The sequence below is a fragment of the Streptococcus oralis genome, assembly GCF_015561235.1.
GTDB classification, from domain to species: Bacteria; Bacillota; Bacilli; order Lactobacillales; family Streptococcaceae; genus Streptococcus; species Streptococcus oralis_BK.
Genome location: NZ_JADMTC010000001.1, coordinates 1,194,631 through 1,216,887 on the forward strand (window position 1 = coordinate 1,194,631; position 22,257 = coordinate 1,216,887).

At 43.4% G+C, this 22,257-nt stretch carries 15 protein-coding genes; 3 read left to right on the plus strand and 12 right to left on the minus strand.

Translation table 11 applies throughout. From position 1 onward, the window contains the following. Positions 1–217: 217 nt before the first annotated feature. Positions 218–907, plus strand: a complete 690-nt coding sequence (locus I2H52_RS06055; protein WP_195594719.1) for a DUF308 domain-containing protein — start codon at positions 218–220, stop codon at positions 905–907. 47 nt (positions 908–954) lie between these two features. Here I2H52_RS06055 and I2H52_RS06060 read toward each other — a convergent pair whose 3' ends face one another. Both I2H52_RS06060 and I2H52_RS06065 read right to left on the minus strand, forming a co-directional pair. Beyond that, positions 955–1,671, minus strand: coding sequence for a YebC/PmpR family DNA-binding transcriptional regulator (locus I2H52_RS06060; protein WP_000532900.1), 717 nt, complete (start codon positions 1,669–1,671; stop codon positions 955–957). 96 nt (positions 1,672–1,767) lie between these two features. Continuing rightward, positions 1,768–3,138 (minus strand): MATE family efflux transporter, encoded by a 1,371-nt coding sequence (locus tag I2H52_RS06065; protein WP_001036290.1) that lies wholly within the window; start codon positions 3,136–3,138, stop codon positions 1,768–1,770. 109 nt (positions 3,139–3,247) lie between these two features. On the opposite strand from I2H52_RS06065, the gene I2H52_RS06070 reads away from it, so the two are divergent. Then, complete coding sequence (locus I2H52_RS06070) at positions 3,248–3,802, plus strand: GNAT family N-acetyltransferase (RefSeq protein ID WP_000060287.1); 555 nt, start codon at positions 3,248–3,250, stop codon at positions 3,800–3,802. 118 nt (positions 3,803–3,920) lie between these two features. Here the strand turns inward: I2H52_RS06070 and recA are convergent, their stop codons facing one another. The 9 genes from recA to rpoB all read right to left on the minus strand — a co-directional run bounded on the left by recA (position 3,921) and on the right by rpoB (position 17,128). Continuing rightward, complete coding sequence (recA, locus tag I2H52_RS06075; RefSeq protein WP_195594721.1) at positions 3,921–5,069, minus strand: recombinase RecA; 1,149 nt, start codon at positions 5,067–5,069, stop codon at positions 3,921–3,923. Between the two features lie 54 nt (positions 5,070–5,123). Continuing rightward, positions 5,124–6,380, minus strand: a complete 1,257-nt coding sequence (locus tag I2H52_RS06080) for a competence/damage-inducible protein A (RefSeq protein ID WP_000642680.1) — start codon at positions 6,378–6,380, stop codon at positions 5,124–5,126. A 72-nt stretch (positions 6,381–6,452) separates the two neighbouring features. Continuing rightward, complete coding sequence (gene brpA / locus I2H52_RS06085) at positions 6,453–7,493, minus strand: biofilm formation/cell division transcriptional regulator BrpA (protein ID WP_000592175.1); 1,041 nt, start codon at positions 7,491–7,493, stop codon at positions 6,453–6,455. Between the two features lie 4 nt (positions 7,494–7,497). Further along, a complete protein-coding gene (locus I2H52_RS06090) occupies positions 7,498–8,019 on the minus strand; it encodes a GNAT family N-acetyltransferase (protein WP_000455513.1) in 522 nt (173 codons plus the stop codon). Further along, positions 8,009–8,452, minus strand: a complete 444-nt coding sequence (gene tsaE, locus I2H52_RS06095) for a tRNA (adenosine(37)-N6)-threonylcarbamoyltransferase complex ATPase subunit type 1 TsaE (RefSeq protein WP_000556959.1) — start codon at positions 8,450–8,452, stop codon at positions 8,009–8,011. Before tsaE ends, I2H52_RS06090 begins: the two co-directional genes overlap by 11 nt. An 83-nt stretch (positions 8,453–8,535) precedes the next feature. Further along, positions 8,536–9,159: a hypothetical protein gene (locus I2H52_RS06100; RefSeq protein ID WP_049501270.1), complete on the minus strand. Its 624-nt coding sequence runs from the start codon at positions 9,157–9,159 to the stop codon at positions 8,536–8,538. A gap of 134 nt (positions 9,160–9,293) precedes the next feature. Further along, positions 9,294–9,713 carry a nucleoside-diphosphate kinase gene (gene ndk, locus I2H52_RS06105; protein WP_049501265.1) on the minus strand — a complete coding sequence of 140 codons (420 nt, stop codon included), beginning with the start codon at positions 9,711–9,713 and terminating at the stop codon, positions 9,294–9,296. A gap of 108 nt (positions 9,714–9,821) precedes the next feature. Beyond that, positions 9,822–13,487, minus strand: a complete 3,666-nt coding sequence (gene rpoC / locus I2H52_RS06110) for a DNA-directed RNA polymerase subunit beta' (protein WP_049501264.1) — start codon at positions 13,485–13,487, stop codon at positions 9,822–9,824. Between the two features lie 32 nt (positions 13,488–13,519). Then, entirely contained in the window at positions 13,520–17,128 is a 3,609-nt protein-coding gene (gene rpoB / locus I2H52_RS06115) for a DNA-directed RNA polymerase subunit beta (protein ID WP_195594723.1), read from the minus strand. A 442-nt stretch (positions 17,129–17,570) separates the two neighbouring features. On the opposite strand from rpoB, the gene I2H52_RS06120 reads away from it, so the two are divergent. Then, positions 17,571–21,287: a pullulanase gene (locus I2H52_RS06120; protein WP_195594725.1), complete on the plus strand. Its 3,717-nt coding sequence runs from the start codon at positions 17,571–17,573 to the stop codon at positions 21,285–21,287. Positions 21,288–21,488: 201 nt separating this feature from the next. On the opposite strand, the gene I2H52_RS06125 is transcribed toward I2H52_RS06120, so the two are convergent. After that, positions 21,489–22,253 carry an amino acid ABC transporter ATP-binding protein gene (locus tag I2H52_RS06125; protein ID WP_000942251.1) on the minus strand — a complete coding sequence of 255 codons (765 nt, stop codon included), beginning with the start codon at positions 22,251–22,253 and terminating at the stop codon, positions 21,489–21,491. Positions 22,254–22,257: the final 4 nt, after the last annotated feature.

Consider the following 22,257-nt stretch of genomic DNA (forward strand, 5'->3'; position numbering starts at 1 on the left):
AAAAATCAACAACGATTTGTCCATGATTGCTCCCTTCTCATGATTTTATATAGTTCTCTGGAGAACTAATTTAGTTTCCGTGAGAACTATTTTATCACTTTCGGAGGAGATGTCAAGAAAAAAGTTTCCTAGAGAACTATTCTAGTCTAAATTGACATTGGAGAATATTTTCTCTATAATAAGCACTAGCTACCATGGATAGGAATCCATTCACTCGATGAAGGGAGAAGACTTTCAAATGAAACCAGAAGAACAAAAAGTTTTAGGGATTTTAGCAACCATTTTTGGATCCATCGCACTTTTAGGATCTTGGATCCCGTTTATTAATTATCTATCGTTTTTCATCGCTATTGTCGCTTTGATATTAGGTATTATCGGACTTATTGCCAATCTCAAAAAACGGAAAACAATGGCCATTATCGGAACATCTCTCGCAGTTGCTTCTGTTGTACTTTTCTTTACGACCCAGATACTGTACGCTAATGTCTACAAAGATTTTGTCAGAGAGTTTAACCGTTCCTATAGAGAAGCTAGCTCCTCAATGGAACGCGACTTGACAGATGATACCATTGATTCACTCCCTGAAGATGAGGAAGAAGACGATACCTTCACCTGGACCCAAGAACAGTTCGACGCTTTAATTGAAGGTGACCTTGATAACAAAGGAAAAGGTGGTACCAACTACAAGGATATTATCAAAAAACACGGACTGCCAGACTCCGAGTTTGATTCCACTATTGAGGGCTACGACACAAAGAAAATTACCTATATTGGCATTGATGATAGAATCAAAACCGTTACTCTAACCTTTGTAAAACAGGATAATGGTCAACTCTTACTAGTTCATAAAATAGCTGTAGGCCTAGGAGAAAGCCAGCAGCAAAGAGATTCTGGAACCAGAATCTAATCTCAAATATAAAAAGCGAACAGCTAGCAAGTCTGTTCGCTTTTTTATTAGAATCCATCAACATTTGTGTAGATCTTTTGGACGTCCTCATCATCCTCAAGAACGCTGTAAAGTTTTTCAAAGGTTTCCAAATCTTCACCTGACAACTCAACTTCTGACTGAGGAATCATTTCCAGTTCAGTAACTTGGAATTCTTCGACACCTGACTCACGAAGGACAACGATGGCCTTGTGAAGGTCAGTTGGAGCTGTGTAAACAGTGATTGTTCCTTCTTCTGCTTCTACATCATCCACATCAATGTCTGCTTCAAGCAAAAGCTCAAAGATAGCATCCGCATCATCACCAGCAAATACGATAACACCCTTGTTGTCAAAGAGGTAAGAAACAGAACCTGAAGCTCCCATGTTACCGCCATTTTTACCAAAAGCAGCACGAACGTTCGCAGCTGTACGGTTGACGTTTGAAGTCAAGGTATCCACAATCAGCATAGAACCATTTGGTCCAAATCCTTCGTAACGTCCTTCTGTAAAGGTTTCGTCTGTGTTTCCTTTTGCCTTATCGATAGCCTTATCAATAACGTGTTTTGGCACCTGCGCTTGTTTAGCACGATCGATAACGAATTTCAAAGCAGTGTTTGATTCTGGATCTGGTTCCCCTTTTTTAGCTGCTACATAGATTTCTACACCAAATTTTGCATATACTTTAGAGTTAGCTCCATCTTTAGCCGTTTTCTTGGCTACGATATTGGCCCATTTACGTCCCATTAGGAATCTCCTTTTTTCACATTTTAATCTTTCTTATTATAACACAAGTCTAGCTGATTTTCACTAGAGGAAATGGATTTTCTTTTGCAAAGCAAGCTAGGATTTCCCTCCGACTGCCACGATTTTCTTGCCTTCTTTTATCCAAGGGTGTCGGGAAAGGGAGAAGTAAAGTTGGACAGTCATCACAACCCAGAGTAGCGGTTCACAGAGAATAACACCTGTGTAGCCTGTCCAAGGAATAATCCAAGCTACGAAAATAATTTTCCCAAACAACTCGATAAAGCTAGATACGAGGGGCAAAAGTTTTTGGCCTAGTCCCTGCAAGCTATTTCTATAAATCAATAAAAGACTTAAAAATGGATAAAATACAGAACTGATACGTAAGTACAAGGTCCCGTTTTCTACCAAGTAGCTGTCTGTCGAACTTGCTAGGAAAGAAACTAGGCTAGGACTGGCAAAAAAAAGGAAAATACAGGCAAGGGCTGCCCAAGACATACTCAAATAGCTCCCTAAACGAAGACCTTGAACAATACGTTCGGGACGTTTCGCTCCAAAGTTTTGAGAGATAAAAGTCGTCATCGATGCTGAAATAGCTGTCATTGGTAATAAGGCAAAGGCCATGATTCGCCGTGCTGCCGTTTGAGCACTGATAATGACTGCACCAAAACTATTGACAGAGGATTGCAAAATGACACTTCCGATAGAGACGATTGACCCCATCAGACCCATGGCTAGTCCCTGCTCCAAGAGATCCACATAGAGAGCCTTATTCCATTTGAAATGTTTGAGACCCGGAAGAAGCTCTGGAACACTCTTACGAATATAAAAATAACAGAGGATTGCTGACAAACCCTGCGAGATAATGGTTGCAAGACCCGCAGACTGAACTCCCAGATGCAGTTGCGTAATAAAATATAAATCCAAGATCACATTAACAATAGCTGAAAAGATAAGAAAAGCAAGAGCCGCAAGGCTATCGCCAATCGAGCGCAGTAAGCCTGCAAAAAGATTGTAAGCAAAACTAACCCCTACACAGGTAACAATCATGGAGATGTACTCATAGGATTGAGGAAGGATTTCTACAGGTGTCTCTAAATATTGCAAGAGTGGATAAAGACCGAAGAAGCCTATCAGCATGACAAGAGCACTCAGGATGGCACCCAGAATCCAAGTTGCTGCAACAGCTTCTTTAATCTTAGCAAAATTACGAGCACCGTAAAGACGAGCGATGACAACTCCCATCCCATTTCCAACTCCGAGGGCAAAGCCGATAATCAAATCAAAGATGGCCGTCGTTGCTCCTACTGCTGCTAGGGATTCTTGTCCAAGGAACCGCCCTACAATCAAGACGTCAGCTGTATTATATAGTTGTTGGAAGATATTGGACAACAGAATTGGAAGGGCGAAGCTCAAAAGTGAGGGAAGAATGGAGCCATGAATCAGGTCCACTGTTCGTTTTTTATTCATAAAGATATTATATCAGCTTTCCAGAGGACCGACAAGATTCTTTAACGAATCCTGAAATCAATTGCTTACAGAGAGACAATTTGCTATAATCAAGAAAAGGAGGTCATTTATGAGTTTGACCAGTCAATTAATAACCGATGTGTTCCCAGATCTTGATAAAGTTGAAAAGCTAAATAACGAAGCTTTCCCCGAGGAGGAACGAGTCCCTCTTTCTGAGTTTTTGCGCTATCAGGACCGAGATGACGCCCACTTTTTTGCTTTTTATAACGAAGAAGAATTTGTTGGCTTTGCTTTTGCCATCTCCAACCAAAAGGCCTTCTATATTAGCTTTTTTGCCATCATGCCTCACTTAAGAAGTCACGGGTATGGGAAGGAAATTATAGACAAACTAACTGATTTTTACCAGCGGACCATGTTGCTTGAAGTGGAGCGATTGGATGAAGAATGCGATAACTTGGAACAAAGAAAAGCTCGTATGAGCTTCTATCAACAAAATGGCTTTAAAACAGCTAACGCTTTTCTAGAGTATGATGGCTTGAGTTTTGAAATTCTCTACCGCGGTGACCATTTCGACGAGGAAGCCTATCGCGACATCTTCCAAAAATTACAAGATGAACATTATTTTGACTTTCACATCAAATACAGACGCTTTAGTGATCATTAGTTGTTTCAAGGAAGAGAAGTCTAATGAACTTTCTCACGATAAAACGCATAATATCAAGGTTATGAAGACCTGATATTATGCGTTTTTATGATTTTGAAAACTTTACCTAGTTTTATCTTTATTCTTCAATTTCGATTTCAAGTCCATCGCCTAGGTCAAGCGTCACTTCTTGGTTAGGTGCCAGATCTTCAGCGACAGAAGTAGGAGCGGTTCCCTCTTCATCTTCAATCAAACCGTATTGAACACGAACCTGATGGTCAATCTCATCAAAAATCTCTGGGTGATCTGCCAAGTATTTCTTAGCATTCTCTGATCCTTGCCCGATTTTTTCACCCTTGTAAGAGTACCATGCTCCTGCTTTTTGGATAATATCGAGATCACTTGCAATCTTCAAGAGCTCACCGGTCTTAGAAATCCCTTCTCCGTACATGATTTCAACAAAAGCTTCCTTAAATGGTGGAGCTACCTTGTTTTTCACGACCTTGATTTTGGTTTCCTTACCGACATTGGTATCTTTTTGGTCACCAGTTCCCTTGATTTGTGTGCTTCCACGAACATCCAAACGGACTGAAGCGTAGAATTTCAGAGCACGTCCACCAGGTGTTGTTTCAGGATTTCCAAACATGACCCCAACTTTTTCACGCAACTGGTTGATAAAGATGGCAATTGTTTTAGTTTTATTGATAGAAGCACCAAGTTTACGCATGGCCTGGCTCATCATACGAGCTTGCAAACCAACGTGACTATCTCCAATATCCCCATCAATTTCCGCACGAGGTACAAGGGCTGCAACCGAGTCGATAACGACGAGGTCGACTGCACCTGAGTCAATCAATTTCCCTGCAATTTCAAGGCCTTGCTCACCTGAGTCTGGCTGTGACAAGAGTAACTCATCAATGTTCACACCAAGGGCTGCAGCATAGGCTGGGTCAAGAGCATGTTCCGCATCGATAAAGGCTGCAATACCACCTTCTTTCTGTGCTTGCGCGACAGCGTGAAGGGCAACCGTTGTCTTACCAGAAGACTCTGGTCCATAAATTTCGATGATGCGTCCCTTAGGATAACCACCTGAACCAAGAGCAATGTCCAGAGCCAAGGACCCTGAACTCATGACTTGCACTTTTTGCTCCGCACGCTCGCCCAAACGCATGATTGAGCCTTTACCAAAGTCTTTCTCAATCAATTTAAGAGCATCGTTCAAGGCTTTTTCACGATCCGCTCCAAACTTTTTTGAAATTTCATCTAATTTTTTTGGTTTTTTCGCCATTCTATTCTCCTATATTCTACTGGTCCTTAGACCTATCTACTATTATATCAAAAGTTAGTCACTTAATAAAGTCTTGCGAACTAGGTTAAAGGCATGCATAACCGCGATGTGACGAACATCTGCACGGCTCCGTCCGGCAATATTAGCCTTGATCACCTCGGTCCCTTTTGCATGCGCCAAGCCGATAAAAACTGTCCCAGCTGGATGCCCCTCTAAGCTATCTGGCCCTGCCACACCCGTCAAACTGACTCCGTAGTCAGACTGAGTCTTGAGTCGTGCCTGCTCTGCCATTTTTCGAGCCGTAAACTCAGAAACGACTCCGTACTCTTTCAGCTCTTGCTCGGAAATATCCAACATCTTGGACTTTTCTTCTAGGCTGTAAGTGACAAAACCGCCATTAAAGATAGCTGAAACACCTGAAAAGTCTGCTAAAGTAGCCTGAAAGAGACCTGCCGTCAAGCTTTCTGCCGCAGTAATGCTTTTCTGTCTCTTCTTTAGCTCTTCTACAACGACACTTGCTAGGCTGGTTTCTTCCCCATATCCATAACAGATGTCTCGCAGAGAAATTCCCTCAAAAGTCTGACGATCCAAGATTTGATTTTCTAGGATATCTAGCACTCGATCAGCCTTTTCTTGACTGACTGCTTTTGTGGACAAGCGCAAGGTCACTTCTCCCGTCTTGGCATAAGGCGCCAAAGTCGGATCTGTTTGATGGTCAATCAAATCCGCCAAAATGGTCACCAACTGACTCTCCCCAATCCCAAAGAAACGAAGCACTCGGGAATACAGTTTGGTGCCAGTCATCAGCTTGGGTAAAAGTTGATTTAAGACCATGGGTTTCAACTCACTTGGCGGTCCTGGAAGGACTACGTAGGTCACGCCATTCACTTCCGACACTCCTCCTACTGCTAAACCTGTCTCATTTGGCAGTGGAGTTGCCCCTTCTACAATTTGGGCTTGGCGCTCATTATTCGGTGTCCGAGCATAGTCTGGCCTTTGGGCAAAAAAGATATCTAGTTTTTCCTGCGCTTGAGGATTAAACTCTAGATTTTTTCCCAAAAATTTAGCCAGAGTTTGTTTGGTCAAATCATCCTTGGTTGGTCCCAAGCCCCCTGTCAAAATCACAAGATTACTACGTTGACTCGCAATCTCAAGCAAGGACAAAAGACGAGCTTCATTGTCTCCGACAGCTGTTTGAAAATAAACATCTACCCCGATTTCGGCTAACTTCTCTGATAAAAACTGAGCATTGGTATTGACAATCTGCCCTGTTAAAATTTCTGTTCCGACAGCAATAATTTCTGCTTTCATGTTTCCTCCTACTTATCTATTCGAATTTTTTTGAAAAAATCGCAGGAAATTTCCCACGATTTGATTCTTTTCTTATTCTGCTTCTTCGTTTGAAGCGTTCGTACTGGTTGAAGGAGCTGTCCGACCAAAGGCTGTTTCGTACAGTACCGCATTGGTTTCCAATTCTGTCACTGGCTCTTTACCTAGCGAACTACGCAAGAGATTTTGCATCTCGAGCATATGTTCTGAAGTGACAATCTGATAAGAAATTCCCTGTAGCTCAGCATCTTCCCCACGCAATTGATGCGTTTCGATATTCTTGAAAGAATCTTGATAGCCGAGCAATTGTGGAATGCTCTTAGCTGACAAGTCCACATTGGTCTGCATGTTATCACTCAAAGCTTTGAGGATACCTTGATAATGGCTCACACTGTTTAGGCTCAAAACCTTCTCAACGATTTTTTGAATAACTTCACGTTGACGTTTTTGACGACCATAGTCTCCTTCAGGGTCTTGGTAACGCATCCGTGAATACACCAAGGCTTCCTCACCATTCAAAGTTTGTTCTCCAACACCGATGGAAATCTTATTAAACTCCTCTTGGTCAGCAATCGAAATTGGGAAACCGAGTGTATTGTTGACGGTAATTCCACCAACTGCATCCACCAATTGTTGAAGCCCCTGCATGTTAACCATCACATAGCGGTCAATGTGGATATTCATCATCTTTTGAATAGTAGAAATTGCAAGTTCCGCACCACCATTAGCATAGGCCGCATTGAGTTTGGCTTCCTGAACTTGACCGTTTCCAGTCTCAATCTTGGTCAAAATATCCCGTTCCAAACTCATCATTGTGGTTTTCTTTGTTTTGGGATTAACCGTCAAGAGAATCATGGAATCACTATTTCCCGCCCACGGGTCTGTACGTTCCACATTTCCCGTATCTACCCCCATCAAGAGGATAGTCAGAGGCTCCGTCGCTTCGATAACGTTGGTTTCTTCCCCGATTTTTTTGTAAGTCTTTTTACTTAGGGTTTCTGTTCCCTGTTGGTAGATGGTATAGCCATAAACCGCTACACCTAAAACTGTTACTGCTAGGAAACCTAGCACCATTCCAATTAATTTTTTAATCATCTCGTTATTCATTTATCAGCTTGCCCATAAGACAAACATCTAAAAATATCCCTTCTGCTAAATAGGCTCCTCTTTCTTGTAATCCTTCTGTGATAAATCCCATTTTTGAATAGAGGTGGATCGCAGCCTCGTTTCGTTTTTGTACACTGAGTTGCAAACGGCACAAGACACCACTGGATTTAGCCCACTCGATGCCTTCTTCTAGAAGTATAGTCGCCAAGCCTTGGTTCCAGAATTTCTTTCGAACTGCTAGAAAAACATCACCGATATGTCGAACTCTTAAATGTTGGTCTGCTGTGATATTTAAGACTCCTGCAATCTCATCATTCAGTAAGGCGAGGAGAGTAATTTGATTCTCTGATGCAGCTTGTTTTTCGATAAAAAGAGCCATTTCAGAAGCTGTCATCATGATACCATTTTCATCCAAGCTGGTAAAATCCGTCTCTTGACCGACACAATCTAAAAATGCAATTAAGGCTGTAGCATCTGAAATCTCTGCCTCACGAATACACAACTCATACTCCATCTTGAAGCTCCTTGATGAGTTGTTCAGCCCGAGAGCCATGAGCTGTAAAATGAAGACAACGACCCTCAGCTTCTTTCAAAATTTCCAACTCCAAGTAAGAATCTGGTAAATCTTCACCCAAAAGATGCCCCCACTCAATAACAGTCACACCACCACCGAAGAGAAACTCATCCAAGTCAATAGAATCAGCATCACCTTCGATACGGTAGACATCCAAGTGGTAAAGTGGCAAACGCCCTTCGTACTCTCTGACAATGGTATAGGTTGGACTTTTAATCATTTGACGGATATCCAAGCCCTTAGCAAGGCCCTTTGTAAAGGTTGTTTTACCCGCACCCAACTCTCCAGTCAAGATCAGAACATCGTCTTTTTGAAGCAAATGACCTAATCTTTCTCCGAGAGCTAGAAGCTCTTCTTCATTTTTTGTGTGCATGCTACTATTATACCAAAAAGTTTTCTTTTGTGTGAATTTTCTTTATGGACTTACTATAACAATTTTGAAAAATTCTCCTCCACTTAAAAGAATACAACTATTGAAAAAACAAACAGGATATCCCGAATCAGGTGTCCATAAAAGGAGATTTCCCTTTGGATACATTTGGGAAAAAGGAAACGTGCGCATAGAAAACCAATACTGATATAAAGGAGAATCGAGGAAATCACTAAAGGATTCCTCAAGAAAACCAACGTGGCTAGAACGGAAATGACGACTGTTTTCTTTTTATTTAGGTGATTTTCTATATCGCGGAAAATTTTATCAAAAGGTAAGAAAATCAATAGATCTACTCCTAGCAAGAAAAAGAAGGAGGGTAAAAAGAGGTCAACCAATTCCTGCTGCAATTTGCTAGTGGTCTGGATGCTTTCTGAGAGAACCAGACAGGTTGCCAGAAGATTGACTACTAAAAGGAGGCAATAAACCAGACTCACTTTCTTTTGAACATGTAAAATACTATGTCTAGACTGGTCTGCTGTATGGAAATAATTTATCCCAGCACAAAGAACAGAAATTCCTACTATCAAAATCAAAAAATAAGCATTGGTCTGTTTTAAAGATAAAAAGGATTCTTTCCATAATAGACAACTACTAAAACTAATCTGGATGACTGCAATCAACAACAATAGGCGAATTGATTTTACCATTTCTTTTCCCTCCCTATATGGGATTATACCTTGTGAGGAGTTTGAAATGATTGTTTCCGCCTCAAGTGTCCATTTTTTGTGCTCAACTGACCAAAAAACAGCTCTGTTGTGCACAGAGCTGTTCTTTTACCAGTCTAATCCTTAAACCAGAGAGCAATTTCACGTTTTGCAGAAGCTTCAGAATCGGAGCCATGAACTACATTTTGAATGGCTTGATTGTCTCCTGCAGCCTTGGCAAAATCTCCTCGGATAGTTCCTGGCAGAGCTTCTTCTGGACGAGTAGCACCCATCATGGTCCGCCAAGTTTCAATCACTTTCGGACCTGATAGAATGCCCACCACTACTGGTCCTGAGGTCATAAACTGACGGATAGGAGGATAAAAACTTTTTTCAACCAAGTCTTGATAGTGTTGGTCAATCAAAGCTTCTGAAACTGTTGAGCGTAGCTCTAATTTTTCGAGTTTGAAACCTCGTTGTTCCATTCTTTGCAGAATTTCGCCGACCAGCCCTCTTTTCACACCATCTGGCTTAATGATAAAGAATGTTTGTTCCATATAAATCCCCTTGTCATTTTAGTTCTTCTATTCTACCATACTTTATGAAAAAGTTGGAAAATTTTCTGAAATAAAGCAAAGAGAACCCAAAGGTTCTCTTGTTTGCTTTTATTCTACTGTTTCTTCAACTTGGATTTCCACAACTTCCTCTACAGGAGCAAGTTCTGCCTCTTCTTGTTCTGGAGTCAGATATTCTGCTTCATTGATAGCTTGTGGTTCAAGGTTACGGTAGCGAGCCATACCAGTACCAGCTGGGATGATCTTACCGATGATAACATTTTCCTTGAGTCCAAGGAGATGATCTTTCTTACCACGGATGGCTGCATCTGTAAGGACACGAGTTGTTTCCTGGAAGGAAGCCGCTGACAAGAAACTATTTGTTTCAAGTGAGGCTTTGGTGATTCCCATAAGAACTGGACGACCAGTCGCTGGAACTCCACCTGCGATAAGAACATCCTTGTTGGCATCTGTAAAGTCGTTGATGTCCATGAGAGTACCCATAAGAAGATCTGTGTCACCTGGATCCATGACACGAACTTTACGGATCATTTGACGAACCATTACCTCGATGTGTTTGTCACCGATTTCTACCCCTTGGCTACGGTAAACTTTTTGTACTTCACCGAGGAGGTAGGTTTCAACTGACAAGACATCACGAACAGCAAGGAGACGTTTTGGTTGGATAGAACCTTCTGTCAATGCTGCACCGCGAGAGACTTGGTCTCCAACTTCGACACGCATACGTGCTGTAAATGGAACCACGTACTCACCTTCGCCAGTTTCACCCTTAACAAAGACTTTCTTGGTACGAGTTGACGCGTCTTCTTCAATGGCGGTAACTTGTCCTTTGACCTCTGTGATGACCGCTTCCCCTTTAGGATTGCGGGCTTCAAAGATTTCTTGGACACGAGGAAGACCCTGAGTGATATCGGTATTTGAGGCAACCCCACCCGTGTGGAAGGTGCGCATTGTAAGCTGTGTACCAGGTTCCCCGATAGATTGGGCAGCGATTGTACCAACTGCTTCACCAACTTCAACCGCATCACCAGTCGCCAAGTTGATACCGTAACAGTGACGGCAGACGCCATGACGAGTGTTACATGTAAATACAGAGCGGATAGTCACTTCTTCCACACCAGCATTGACAATTTCACGCGCCTTGTCTTCCGTAATCAACTCATTTGGACCGATGATCACTGCACCAGTTTCTGGATGTTTAACAGTTTTCTTAGTATAACGACCATTGAGACGTTCTTCGAGAGACTCGATCATCTCTTTTCCTTCTGCGATAGAGCGGATCAAGAGACCACGGTCTGTTCCACAATCGTCCTCACGGATGATCACATCTTGGGCAACGTCAACCAAACGACGAGTCAAGTAACCTGAGTCGGCTGTCTTAAGGGCCGTATCGGTCATACCTTTACGGGCACCGTGAGTTGAGAAGAACATTTCGAGTACTGACAAACCTTCGCGGAAGTTTGAAAGGATTGGCAATTCCATGATACGTCCGTTCGGAGCGGCCATCAGACCACGCATACCGGCAAGCTGTGAGAAGTTTGAAATGTTACCACGAGCTCCAGAGTCCATCATCATAACGATTGGGTTCTTAGGATCTTGGTTGGCAACCAAACGTTTCTCCAATTTTTCACGAGCTGCACGCCATTCAGCTGTAACAGCGTTGTAGCGCTCATCGTCCGTGATCATACCACGACGGAATTGTTTGGTGATTTGTTCTACACGTTTGTGTGATTCTTCGATGATTTCAGCCTTGTCTTCAACAACTGGGATATCGGCAATACCCACTGTCAAACCTGCAAGAGTTGAGTGGTGGTAACCGAGGTTCTTCATGCGGTCAAGTAGGGCAGAAGTTTCTGTCGTACGGAAACGTTTGAAGATTTCAGCGATGATATTCCCAAGATTTTTCTTCTTGAATGGAGGGTTGAGTTCAAGATTGCGAATGGCTTCCTTGATATCTCCACCTAGTGGCAAGAAGTATTTAGCTGGAACACCTTCTGTTAAGTTGGCATTTGTTGGTTCTTGCAAGTAAGGCAGACCCTCTGGCATGATGTCGTTGAAGAGGATTTTACCAACTGTTGTAAGCAAGACCTTGTGTTTTTGCTCTTCTGTCCATGGTTTGTTAAGGCTATCAGTCGCGATACCTACACGTGAGTGGAGGTGTACATAACCATTGCGGTAAGCCATAACCGCTTCGTCACGGTCTTTGAAGACCATTCCTTCACCTTCACGACCAGCTTCTTCCATGGTCAAGTAGTAGTTACCCAAAACCATGTCCTGAGATGGAGTAACAACTGGTTTACCATCTTTCGGGTTCAAGATATGCTCAGCAGCCAACATCAAGATACGAGCTTCTGCTTGAGCTTCTTCTGAAAGCGGTACGTGGATGGCCATTTGGTCCCCGTCAAAGTCGGCGTTGTAGGCTTCACAGACAAGCGGGTGCAAGCGAAGGGCCTTACCATCAATCAAGACTGGCTCGAAGGCTTGGATACCCAAACGGTGAAGGGTCGGTGCGCGGTTCAAAAGTACTGGGTGTTCTTTGATTACTTCTTCAAGAATATCCCAGATACGTTCGTCTCCACGTTCTACCAAGCGTTTAGCTGCTTTGACGTTTTGCACGATGTCACGGGCAACGATTTCACGCATCACAAATGGTTTAAAGAGCTCGATAGCCATTTCGCGTGGCACACCACATTGGTACATCTTAAGAGTTGGACCAACGGCGATAACGGAACGTCCTGAGAAGTCAACACGTTTACCGAGCAAGTTTTGACGGAAGCGTCCTTGTTTTCCTTTAAGCATGTGGCTCAATGATTTCAGTGGACGGCTACCTGGTCCTGTAATCGGACGACCACGACGACCATTGTCAATCAAAGCGTCAACCGCTTCTTGAAGCATACGCTTCTCATTTTGAACGATGATACCTGGTGCATTCAACTCAAGCAAACGAGCCAAGCGGTTGTTACGGTTGATAACACGGCGGTAAAGGTCGTTCAAGTCAGATGAGGCAAAGCGGCCACCATCCAACTGCAACATTGGACGAAGGTCTGGTGGAATAACTGGAAGGATGTTGAGAATCATCCATTCAGGTTTGTTACCAGACTTGTAAAAGGCATCCAAAACATCCAAACGACGGATAGCTTTGACACGTTTTTGTCCAGTAGCTGTTTTCAACTCTTCTTTGAGTTCAGCAATTTCTTTTTCAAGATCTACTTGTTTCAAAAGGTCTTGGATGGCTTCGGCACCCATTTTGGCAACGAATGAACCATAACCATACTCACGCAAGCGCTCACGGTATTCGCGCTCTGTCATGATAGACTTGTGCTCAAGTGGTGTATCCTTCGGATCAATCACCACATAAGCCGCAAAGTAGATAACTTCCTCGAGGGCACGAGGACTCATATCAAGGGTCAAGCCCATACGGCTTGGAATCCCCTTGAAATACCAGATGTGAGATACAGGAGCTTTCAACTCGATGTGCCCCATACGCTCACGACGAACTTTCGTACGCGTTACTTCAACCCCACAGCGGTCACAAACAATCCCTCTGTAACGAATGCGTTTGTACTTCCCACAAGCACATTCCCAGTCTTTTGTAGGACCAAAGATGACTTCGTCAAAGAGTCCTTCACGTTCTGGTTTCAACGTACGGTAATTGATTGTTTCAGGTTTTTTGACTTCTCCATAAGACCATGAACGGACTTTGCTTGGAGAAGCTAGGGTGATTTGCATACTTTTAAAACGATTTACATCAACCACTATTTCTTCCCTTTCTATTCTAAGTGAACTGCTTATTCTTCAGCAGCTTCTTCTGTTGCTTCCGCTTTTGTTGCTTTCTCAGCTTCTTCTGCTTCAAAGGCTGCTTTAGCCTCTTGGGCTGCTTTTTCGCGGGCTTTTTCAAGGTCATCTACGTGGATGACATCTTCGTCCATTCCTTCATCCAAGTCGCGAAGTTCCACTTCTTGGTCATCTTCGTCAAGGACACGCATGTCAAGACCAAGAGATTGCAATTCTTTGACAAGAACTCGGAAGGATTCTGGAACACCTGGTTTTGGAATTGGTTTTCCTTTTGTAATGGCTTCATAAGCTTTCAAACGTCCGTTGATATCGTCAGACTTGTAAGTCAAGATTTCTTGGAGAACATTTGACGCACCGTAGGCTTCAAGAGCCCAAACCTCCATCTCACCGAAACGTTGTCCACCAAACTGAGCTTTACCTCCGAGTGGTTGTTGGGTAACGGTTGAGTATGGTCCGACTGAACGCGCGTGCAATTTATCATCAACCATGTGGTGGAGTTTGATCATGTACATGACACCAACTGATACACGGTTGTCAAACGGCTCACCTGTACGTCCGTCGTAAAGGATTGTCTTAGCATCGCTATCCATACCTGCTTCTTTAACAGTGTCCCAAAGGTCTTCAGAACTTGCTCCGTCAAAGACTGGTGTTGCGATGTGGATACCAAGAGTACGGGCTGCCATACCAAGGTGGAGCTCCATAACCTGACCGATATTCATACGTGATGGCACCCCAAGTGGGTTCAACATGATATCGACTGGAGTTCCGTCTGGAAGGTAAGGCATGTCTTCTACAGGAACGATACGAGAGACAACCCCTTTGTTTCCGTGACGTCCGGCCATCTTATCTCCGACCTTGATCTTACGTTTTTGAGCGATGTAGACGCGAACCAGCATGTTAACACCTGATTGCAACTCATCTCCATTTGCACGTGTAAAGATCTTAACATCACGAACGACACCATCAGCACCGTGAGGTACACGGAGAGAAGTGTCACGCACTTCACGAGACTTGTCTCCGAAGATAGCGTGCAAGAGACGTTCTTCAGCTGAAAGGTCTTTTTCACCCTTAGGTGTTACTTTACCTACAAGAATATCGCCTTCTTTAACCTCAGCACCGATACGGATAATACCCATTTCGTCAAGGTCTTTAAGGGCATCTTCACCAACGTTTGGAATTTCACGAGTAATTTCTTCAGGCCCAAGCTTTGTATCGCGCGTTTCTGATTCATATTCTTCGAGGTGGACAGATGTGTAGACATCGTCTTTGACCAAGCGTTCGCTCATGATAACAGCATCCTCAAAGTTGTAACCTTCCCATGTCATGTAGGCAACGATTGGGTTTTGTCCAAGCGCCATTTCCCCTTTTTCCATAGAAGGTCCGTCAGCGATAAAGTCGCCTTTTTCAACGACATCCCCAACTTTAACAAGTGTACGTTGGTTATAAGCAGTACCTGAGTTTGAACGACGGAATTTTTGGATGTGGTAAACGTCCAATGAACCATCTTCGCGGCGTACTTCTACCTTGTCAGCATCTGCGTATGTAACTTTACCATCATACTGAGCAATAACAGCCGCTCCAGAATCATGAGCTGCTTGGTATTCCATACCAGTACCAACGTAAGGCGCTTTTGGATCAATCAAAGGCACAGCCTGACGTTGCATGTTGGCACCCATAAGGGCACGGTTGGAGTCATCGTTTTCCAAGAAAGGAATACATGCTGTCGCAACGGCAACTACCTGTTTTGGTGACACGTCCATATAGTCAACCACTTCTGCTGGGTACTCCTGGTTGACCCCTTGGTGACGTCCCATGACAACTTTCTCAGCAAAAGTACCGTCTTCGTTGAGGCGAGAGTTAGCCTGCGCTACAGTAAATTCATCTTCTTCATCGGCTGTCAACCAAACGATTTCGTTTGTGACTACACCTGTTTCACGGTCAACCTTACGGTATGGTGTTTGAACAAATCCATACTTATTCAAGTGTCCGTAAGATGACAAGTTATTGATCAAACCGATGTTAGGTCCTTCAGGTGTCTCGATTGGACACATACGACCATAGTGAGTATAGTGCACGTCACGTACTTCATATCCTGCACGGTCACGTGTCAAACCACCAGGTCCTAAGGCTGACAAACGACGTTTGTGAGACAACTCAGAAAGCGGGTTGTGTTGGTCCATGAACTGTGACAACTGTGATGAACCAAAGAATTCTTTAACTGCAGCTGTTACAGGACGGATGTTGATAATTTGTTGTGGTGTTAAAACTTCATTGTCCTGAACAGACATGCGTTCACGGACATTACGTTCCATACGAGAAAGTCCAAGACGTACTTGGTTGGCAAGCAATTCACCAACTGCACGGATACGACGGTTTCCAAGGTGGTCGATATCATCCACACGTCCGATACCTTCTGCCAAGTTAAGGAAGTAGCTCATCTCTGCAAGGATATCCGCAGGAGTTACAACACGAACCTTGTCGTCTGGATTGGCATTTCCGATGATGGTTACAACACGGTCTGGATCCGTTGGAGCAACAACCTTGAATTTTTGAAGCACAACTGGTTCTGTCAAAACAGCTGCATCGTTTGGAATATAAACGATCTTGTTCAAGTCTCCATCCAAGTGACTCTCGATACTTTCAATCACGCTACGAGTCATAACGGTACCAGCTTCTACCAAGATTTCACCAGTTTCAGGATCTACCAATGGCTCAGCGATGGTTTGGTTGAGCAAGCGTGTTTTAACGTTGAGTTTTTTATTGATCTTGTAACGACCAACAGCTGCCAAATCGTAGCGGCGTGGGTCAAAGAAACGAGCTACAAGCAAGCTACGTGAGCTTTCAGCAGTCTTAGGCTCACCTGGACGAAGGCGTTCGTAGATTTCTTTCAAGGCTTCGTCTGTACGAGAGTCCATTGGATTCTTGTGGATATCTTTTTCAACAGTATTGCGAACCAATTCGCTGTCACCAAAGATATCAAAGATTTCATCATCACCAGAGAAACCAAGCGCACGAACCAAGGTCGTAAATGGAATCTTACGAGTACGGTCGATACGAGTATGAGCGATGTCTTTTGAGTCGCTTTCAAGTTCCAACCAAGCTCCACGGTTAGGGATAACAGTAGAACCGTAGCCTACTTTACCGTTCTTGTCTACTTTGTCGTTAAAGTAAACACCTGGTGAGCGGACCAACTGAGAAACGATAATACGTTCACCACCATTGATGATGAAAGTACCCATTTCGGTCATGATTGGGAAATCACCAAAGAAGACTTCTTGGGTCTTGATTTCGCCTGTTTCTTTATTAATCAAGCGGAAGGTTACAAAAATTGGTGCTGAGTAGCTAGCATCGTGGATACGAGCTTCTTCTAGCGTGTATTTTGGTTCCTTGATTTCATATCCAACAAATTCCAACTCCATTGTGTCTGTGAAGTTTGAAATTGGCAATACATCTTCAAATACTTCCTTAAGACCGTGATCTAGGAAATCTTTGAATGAATCCGTTTGAATTTCAATCAAATTTGGTAAGTCAAGAACTTCTTTGATTCTTGAAAAACTACGACGGGTACGATGTTTCCCGTATTGAACGTCATGTCCTGCCAAGATGATTCTCCTTTGTAAATAAATTCCAAGCCTTGTCAATCAGGCTTTTCTAATCGTCATATGGTTTTAAAAACCCCTATCACCGTGTCCCTTTGACGAATTTTCAGAATCTTTAAATCTTTGTTACAAGCACTCAAAAACCTGAAAAAAAGCACAAAAAGAGCAGCTAAATCTGACTTTTTCAGAAGATTTAACTGCTGTGAGCCTTGTCTGGACAATATTTCAGACAAAACCTACGACAAATGATTATTCACATTATACCTTATTTAGCTAGATTTTTCAAGGTTTTTTTACTATTTTTTAAACAATCTTTTCCTATATATTATTTTAAAATTTCAAGAGAATGAAGCATTATATTTTCTCTTAAAAGTTAGGAAAACGCTTGCACTAATGTTTACCTCGTGCTATACTGATAAGGAACAACTACACAAGGAGAATTGTGATGAAAAAGATCCCATCTCAAACTGAGAAAAAAATGATTTATGGTATCCGTTCCTTGAAGAACGGAACTGGTTCTGTCCTTATTGGTGCCAGCATTATCCTGCTTTCTGCTGCAATGCCAACTATTTCGGCTAACGAAAACCTGCCTCAAACTCAGGAAAATACCAGCGCTGTGACCAAGGCCCCTACTGAGACTGAAACGAGTCAAACTCAAACGGAAACGCCTATTTCTGAACAAAAGAATGCAAACGCTTCCCTTGATTCTAAAAAAGAAGCTCCAGCTATGGAAACTACTACAGCGCCAGAAACACCTAGAACAGAAGATGCTAGCACAAGCCAGGCTAACAGCAAGGGAGAAAAGGCTGATACTCCGACTTCAACGCCAAGTTCTGATCAAAAACCACAAGCTGACACATCTTCTGAAGAACCCATCGCAGACAACCACTTCCGCATCCATGTAAAAAAACTCCCTGAAGAAAACAAAGATTCTCAAGGTCTTTGGACTTGGGACGATGTTGAGAAGCCGTCTGAAAACTGGCCCAATGGAGCCAAGTCCTTCAAGGATGCCAAGCAAGATGACTACGGCTATTACCTAGATGTCAAACTCAAAAATGAGCAAGCCAAGAAAGTCAGTTTCCTTATCAACAATACCAAGGGGGATAACCTGACAGGGGACCGTTCTGTAGAGCGCCTCTCTCCAAAAATGAATGAGGCTTGGCTAGATGAAAACTACAAGGTATACAATTATCGACCTCAACCAGCAGGAACTGTCCGTGTCAACTACTACCGCACCGATGGCAACTATGACAAAAAATCTCTTTGGTATTGGGGCGATGTCAAAAAACCAAGCAGTGGAGAATGGCCTGACGGTACTGACTTTACAGCAACTGGAAAGTATGGCCGCTACATTGATATTCCACTCAATGAAGCGGCAAGAGAATTTGGATTTTTATTACTAGACGAAAGCAAGAAAGGTGATGATGTGAAAATCAGAAAAGAAGATTATAAATTCACTGATCTAAAAAATCACAGTCAGATTTTCCTCAAAGATGATGACGAAACCATCTACACCAACCCCTACTACGTTCACGATATCCGCATGACTGGTGCCCAACACGTGGCTAAATCTCGTATCGAAAGCAGTTTTTCTACCCTCGTTGGAGCTAAGAAAAACGATATCCTCAAACACTCCAGCATCACTGATTACCAAGGGAATAAAGTAGCTATCACAGACGTGGAAGTGGATGAGGCAGGTAAAAAAGTGACCTATATTGGCGACTTCTCTGACACTCAACACCCTTACACTGTCAGCTACAATTCAGACCGCTTTACCACACGTTCAAGCTGGCGCCTCAAGGATGAATCCTACAGTTACGATGGTCCACTCGGCGCAACTCTAAAAGAAGATGGCAAGCGTGTTGACCTCACCCTCTGGTCTCCAAGTGCTGATAAGGTTTCCGTTGTTGTCTATGACAAGAAAGACCCTGAAAAAGTAGTTGGAACTGTCGCCCTTGAAAAAGGAGAAAAAGGAACCTGGAAACAAACTCTGGATGCAAACTCTGGTCTCGGTATCAGCAACTACACTGGCTACTACTACCACTACCAAATCGAGCGCCAAGGTAAAACTGTCCTCGTTCTTGACCCTTATGCCAAATCATTAGCGGCTTGGAACAGTGACCTAGCAAAAACAGATGCCGCTCATAAGGTCGCTAAAGCTGCCTTTGTCGATCCAGCGAAGTTAGGTCCGCAAGACTTGACCTATGGAAAGATTCGTAACTTCAAATCACGTGAAGATGCCGTTATCTATGAAGCTCATGTACGTGACTTCACTTCGGATCCTGCCATCGCAAAAGACTTGACCAAGCCTTTTGGTACCTTTGAAGCCTTTATCGAAAAATTAGACTATCTCAAAGACTTGGGTGTGACTCATATCCAACTCCTTCCCGTCTTGTCCTACTACTTTGTCAATGAATTGAAAAACCATGAACGTTTGTCTGCCTACGCTTCAAGCAACAGTAATTACAACTGGGGATATGACCCTCAAAACTACTTCTCCTTGACTGGTATGTACTCAAGCGATCCTAAGGATCCAGAAAAACGTATTGCCGAATTCAAAAACCTCATCAACGAAATCCACAAACGTGGCATGGGGGCTATCTTGGATGTGGTCTACAACCATACTGCCAACGTTGATATTTTTGAGGATATTGAGCCAAACTACTATCACTTTATGGACGCAGACGGAACCCCACGTACTAGCTTCGGAGGCGGCCGTTTGGGAACTACCCACTACATGTCTAAACGTGTCTTGGTAGACTCTATCAAGTATTTGGTCGAAACCTACAAAGTAGATGGTTTCCGCTTTGATATGATGGGTGACCACGATGCGCCTTCTATCGAAGAAGCTTACAAGGCTGCACGCGCCCTCAATCCAAATCTTATCATGCTAGGTGAAGGCTGGAGAACCTATACTGGTGATGAAAATACGCCTGTACAACCTGCTGACCAGTCTTGGATGAAGAAAACTGATACTGTCGCTGTCTTTTCAGACGACATCCGTAACAACCTCAAGTCTGGTTATCCAAACGAAGGCCAACCTGCCTTTATCACAGGTGGCAAACGCGATATCAATACCATCTTTAAAAATCTGATTGCCCAACCAACTAACTTTGAGGCTGACAATCCTGGAGATGTTATCCAGTATATCGCAGCCCATGATAACTTGACCCTCTTTGACATCATTGCCCAGTCTATCAAAAAAGATCCAAGCAAGGCTGAGAACTATGCTGAAATCCATCGTCGTTTGCGACTTGGAAACCTCATGGTCTTGACCGCTCAAGGAACTCCCTTTATCCACTCTGGTCAGGAATATGGACGTACCAAACAATTCCTTGATCCAGCCTATAAGACTCCTGTTCCTGAAGATAAGGTTCCAAACAAGTCTCACTTGTTGCGCGACAAGGACGGCAAGCCATTTGTCTATCCTTACTTTATCCATGACTCTTACGACTCTAGTGATGCTGTCAACAAGTTTGATTGGACCAAAGCAACTGATGGCAAAGCTTATCCTGAAAATGTCAAGAGCCGTAACTATATGAAAGGATTGATCGCTCTTCGTCAATCTACAGACGCTTTCCGACTCAAGAGTCTGCAAGATATCAAGGAGCGCGTCCAACTCATTACTGTCCCAGGCCAAAATGGTGTTGAAAAAGAAGACGTGGTCATCGGCTACCAAATCACTGCTCCAAACGGCGATGTCTACGCAGTATTTGTCAATGCAGATGATAAGGCCCGTGAATTTACTCTAGGAACTGCCTTTGCTCACTTGAGAAAGGCTGAAGTCCTCGCAGATGAAAATCAAGCCGGACCAGTAGGAATCGCTAAACCTCAAGGTCTCGAATGGACTGAAAAAGGCTTGAAATTGAACGCCCTCACTGCTGTCGTTCTCCGCTTGTCTCAAGGCGGCGCCATCGTCGCTCCAGCTGTGGAAGAAAAACCAGAATTTGATCTTTCTAGCTTGGAAGTTGAACCAGAACAAGGTCAAGCTCAAAACCTAGCAGCCAATCCTGAAACTCAAGAAACTGCTGCAGAGGCTCACTCTCAGAACCTCCTTCCAAACACAGGAACTGAGAGCAAATCCCTTCTTGTCCTTGCTGGATTCAGTATCCTTGCCCTTCTCGGACTTGGATGGTTGATAAAAAACAAGAAAGAGAACTGATACTCAATGAAAATCAAAGAGTAAACTAGAAAGCTAGCCACAGGCTGCTCAAAGCACAGCTTTGAGGTTGTAGATAAGGCGAAGCTGACCTGGTTTAAAGAGATTTTCGAAGAGTATAAACTAGCCCTCCTATAGAAAAACACCCCATGGTCAGAAGAATCTTCTAGTCATGGGGTGTTGTTTTTATGATACACTTAGCTATCAAATCATATATTCTACACTATAGCTAGCGTCTGATAAGATACGAGCCAGGAACTGCTTGGTTCGTTCTTCTTGTGGACGACTAAAGAAATCGTGGGGATTGTTCTCCTCTACGATACGGCCTCCATCCATGAAAATAACGTGGTTGGCGACATCTCTAGCAAATCCCATCTCATGCGTGACGACCACCATGGTCACACCTTCTCCCGCCAACTGTTTCAGAACATCCAAAACATCTCCAACCAACTCAGGGTCTAGTGCTGATGTTGGTTCATCTAGCAAAATGACCTCGGGTTTGACGGCAATAGCACGCGCAATTCCTATTCGTTGTTGTTGCCCTCCAGATAGTTGTGAAGGGTAGTAGTCTTTGTAGGCCAGTAAACCAACTTTTTCCAAGGCAGATTCTGCACGTTTGAGCGCTTCTTCCTTGGGAACTTTACGAGCCACTATTAGGCCTTCTAGAATATTTTCCAGAGCAGTTTTGTTTGCAAAGAGATTGTAGTGTTGGAAAACAAAGGCTGTTTTTTGGCGAATTTCTAGAATGTCTTTCTTGCTTAATTTGGCTAAGTCATAAGTTTTTCCTGCCAAGGTCAAACGGCCACTGTCAGCTTTTTCTAAGTGGTTGAGACAACGGAGAAAGGTCGTTTTCCCCGAACCCGATGGGCCTAAAATAACAACGACATCCCCTTGGTTGACCTGAAGATTGACATCCTCCAAGACCTGCCTCTCTCCAAATGTTTTTGCGATATGTTCTACTTGTAACATCCTG

Coding starts and splice junctions, on each gene's coding strand:
- I2H52_RS06060 (WP_000532900.1), bottom strand. CDS start 1,671: ATGGGACGTAAATGGGCCAATATCGTAGCCAAGAAAACGGCTAAAGAT.
- I2H52_RS06125 (WP_000942251.1), bottom strand. CDS start 22,253: ATGTTACAAGTAGAACATATCGCAAAAACATTTGGAGAGAGGCAGGTC.
- I2H52_RS06055 (WP_195594719.1), top strand. CDS start 218: ATGAAGGGAGAAGACTTTCAAATGAAACCAGAAGAACAAAAAGTTTTA.
- ndk (WP_049501265.1), bottom strand. CDS start 9,713: ATGGAACAAACATTCTTTATCATTAAGCCAGATGGTGTGAAAAGAGGG.
- tsaE (WP_000556959.1), bottom strand. CDS start 8,452: ATGCACACAAAAAATGAAGAAGAGCTTCTAGCTCTCGGAGAAAGATTA.
- I2H52_RS06065 (WP_001036290.1), bottom strand. CDS start 3,138: ATGAATAAAAAACGAACAGTGGACCTGATTCATGGCTCCATTCTTCCC.
- I2H52_RS06100 (WP_049501270.1), bottom strand. CDS start 9,159: ATGGTAAAATCAATTCGCCTATTGTTGTTGATTGCAGTCATCCAGATT.
- recA (WP_195594721.1), bottom strand. CDS start 5,069: ATGGCGAAAAAACCAAAAAAATTAGATGAAATTTCAAAAAAGTTTGGA.
- I2H52_RS06080 (WP_000642680.1), bottom strand. CDS start 6,380: ATGAAAGCAGAAATTATTGCTGTCGGAACAGAAATTTTAACAGGGCAG.
- I2H52_RS06090 (WP_000455513.1), bottom strand. CDS start 8,019: ATGGAGTATGAGTTGTGTATTCGTGAGGCAGAGATTTCAGATGCTACA.
- brpA (WP_000592175.1), bottom strand. CDS start 7,493: ATGATTAAAAAATTAATTGGAATGGTGCTAGGTTTCCTAGCAGTAACA.
- I2H52_RS06120 (WP_195594725.1), top strand. CDS start 17,571: ATGAAAAAGATCCCATCTCAAACTGAGAAAAAAATGATTTATGGTATC.
- I2H52_RS06070 (WP_000060287.1), top strand. CDS start 3,248: ATGAGTTTGACCAGTCAATTAATAACCGATGTGTTCCCAGATCTTGAT.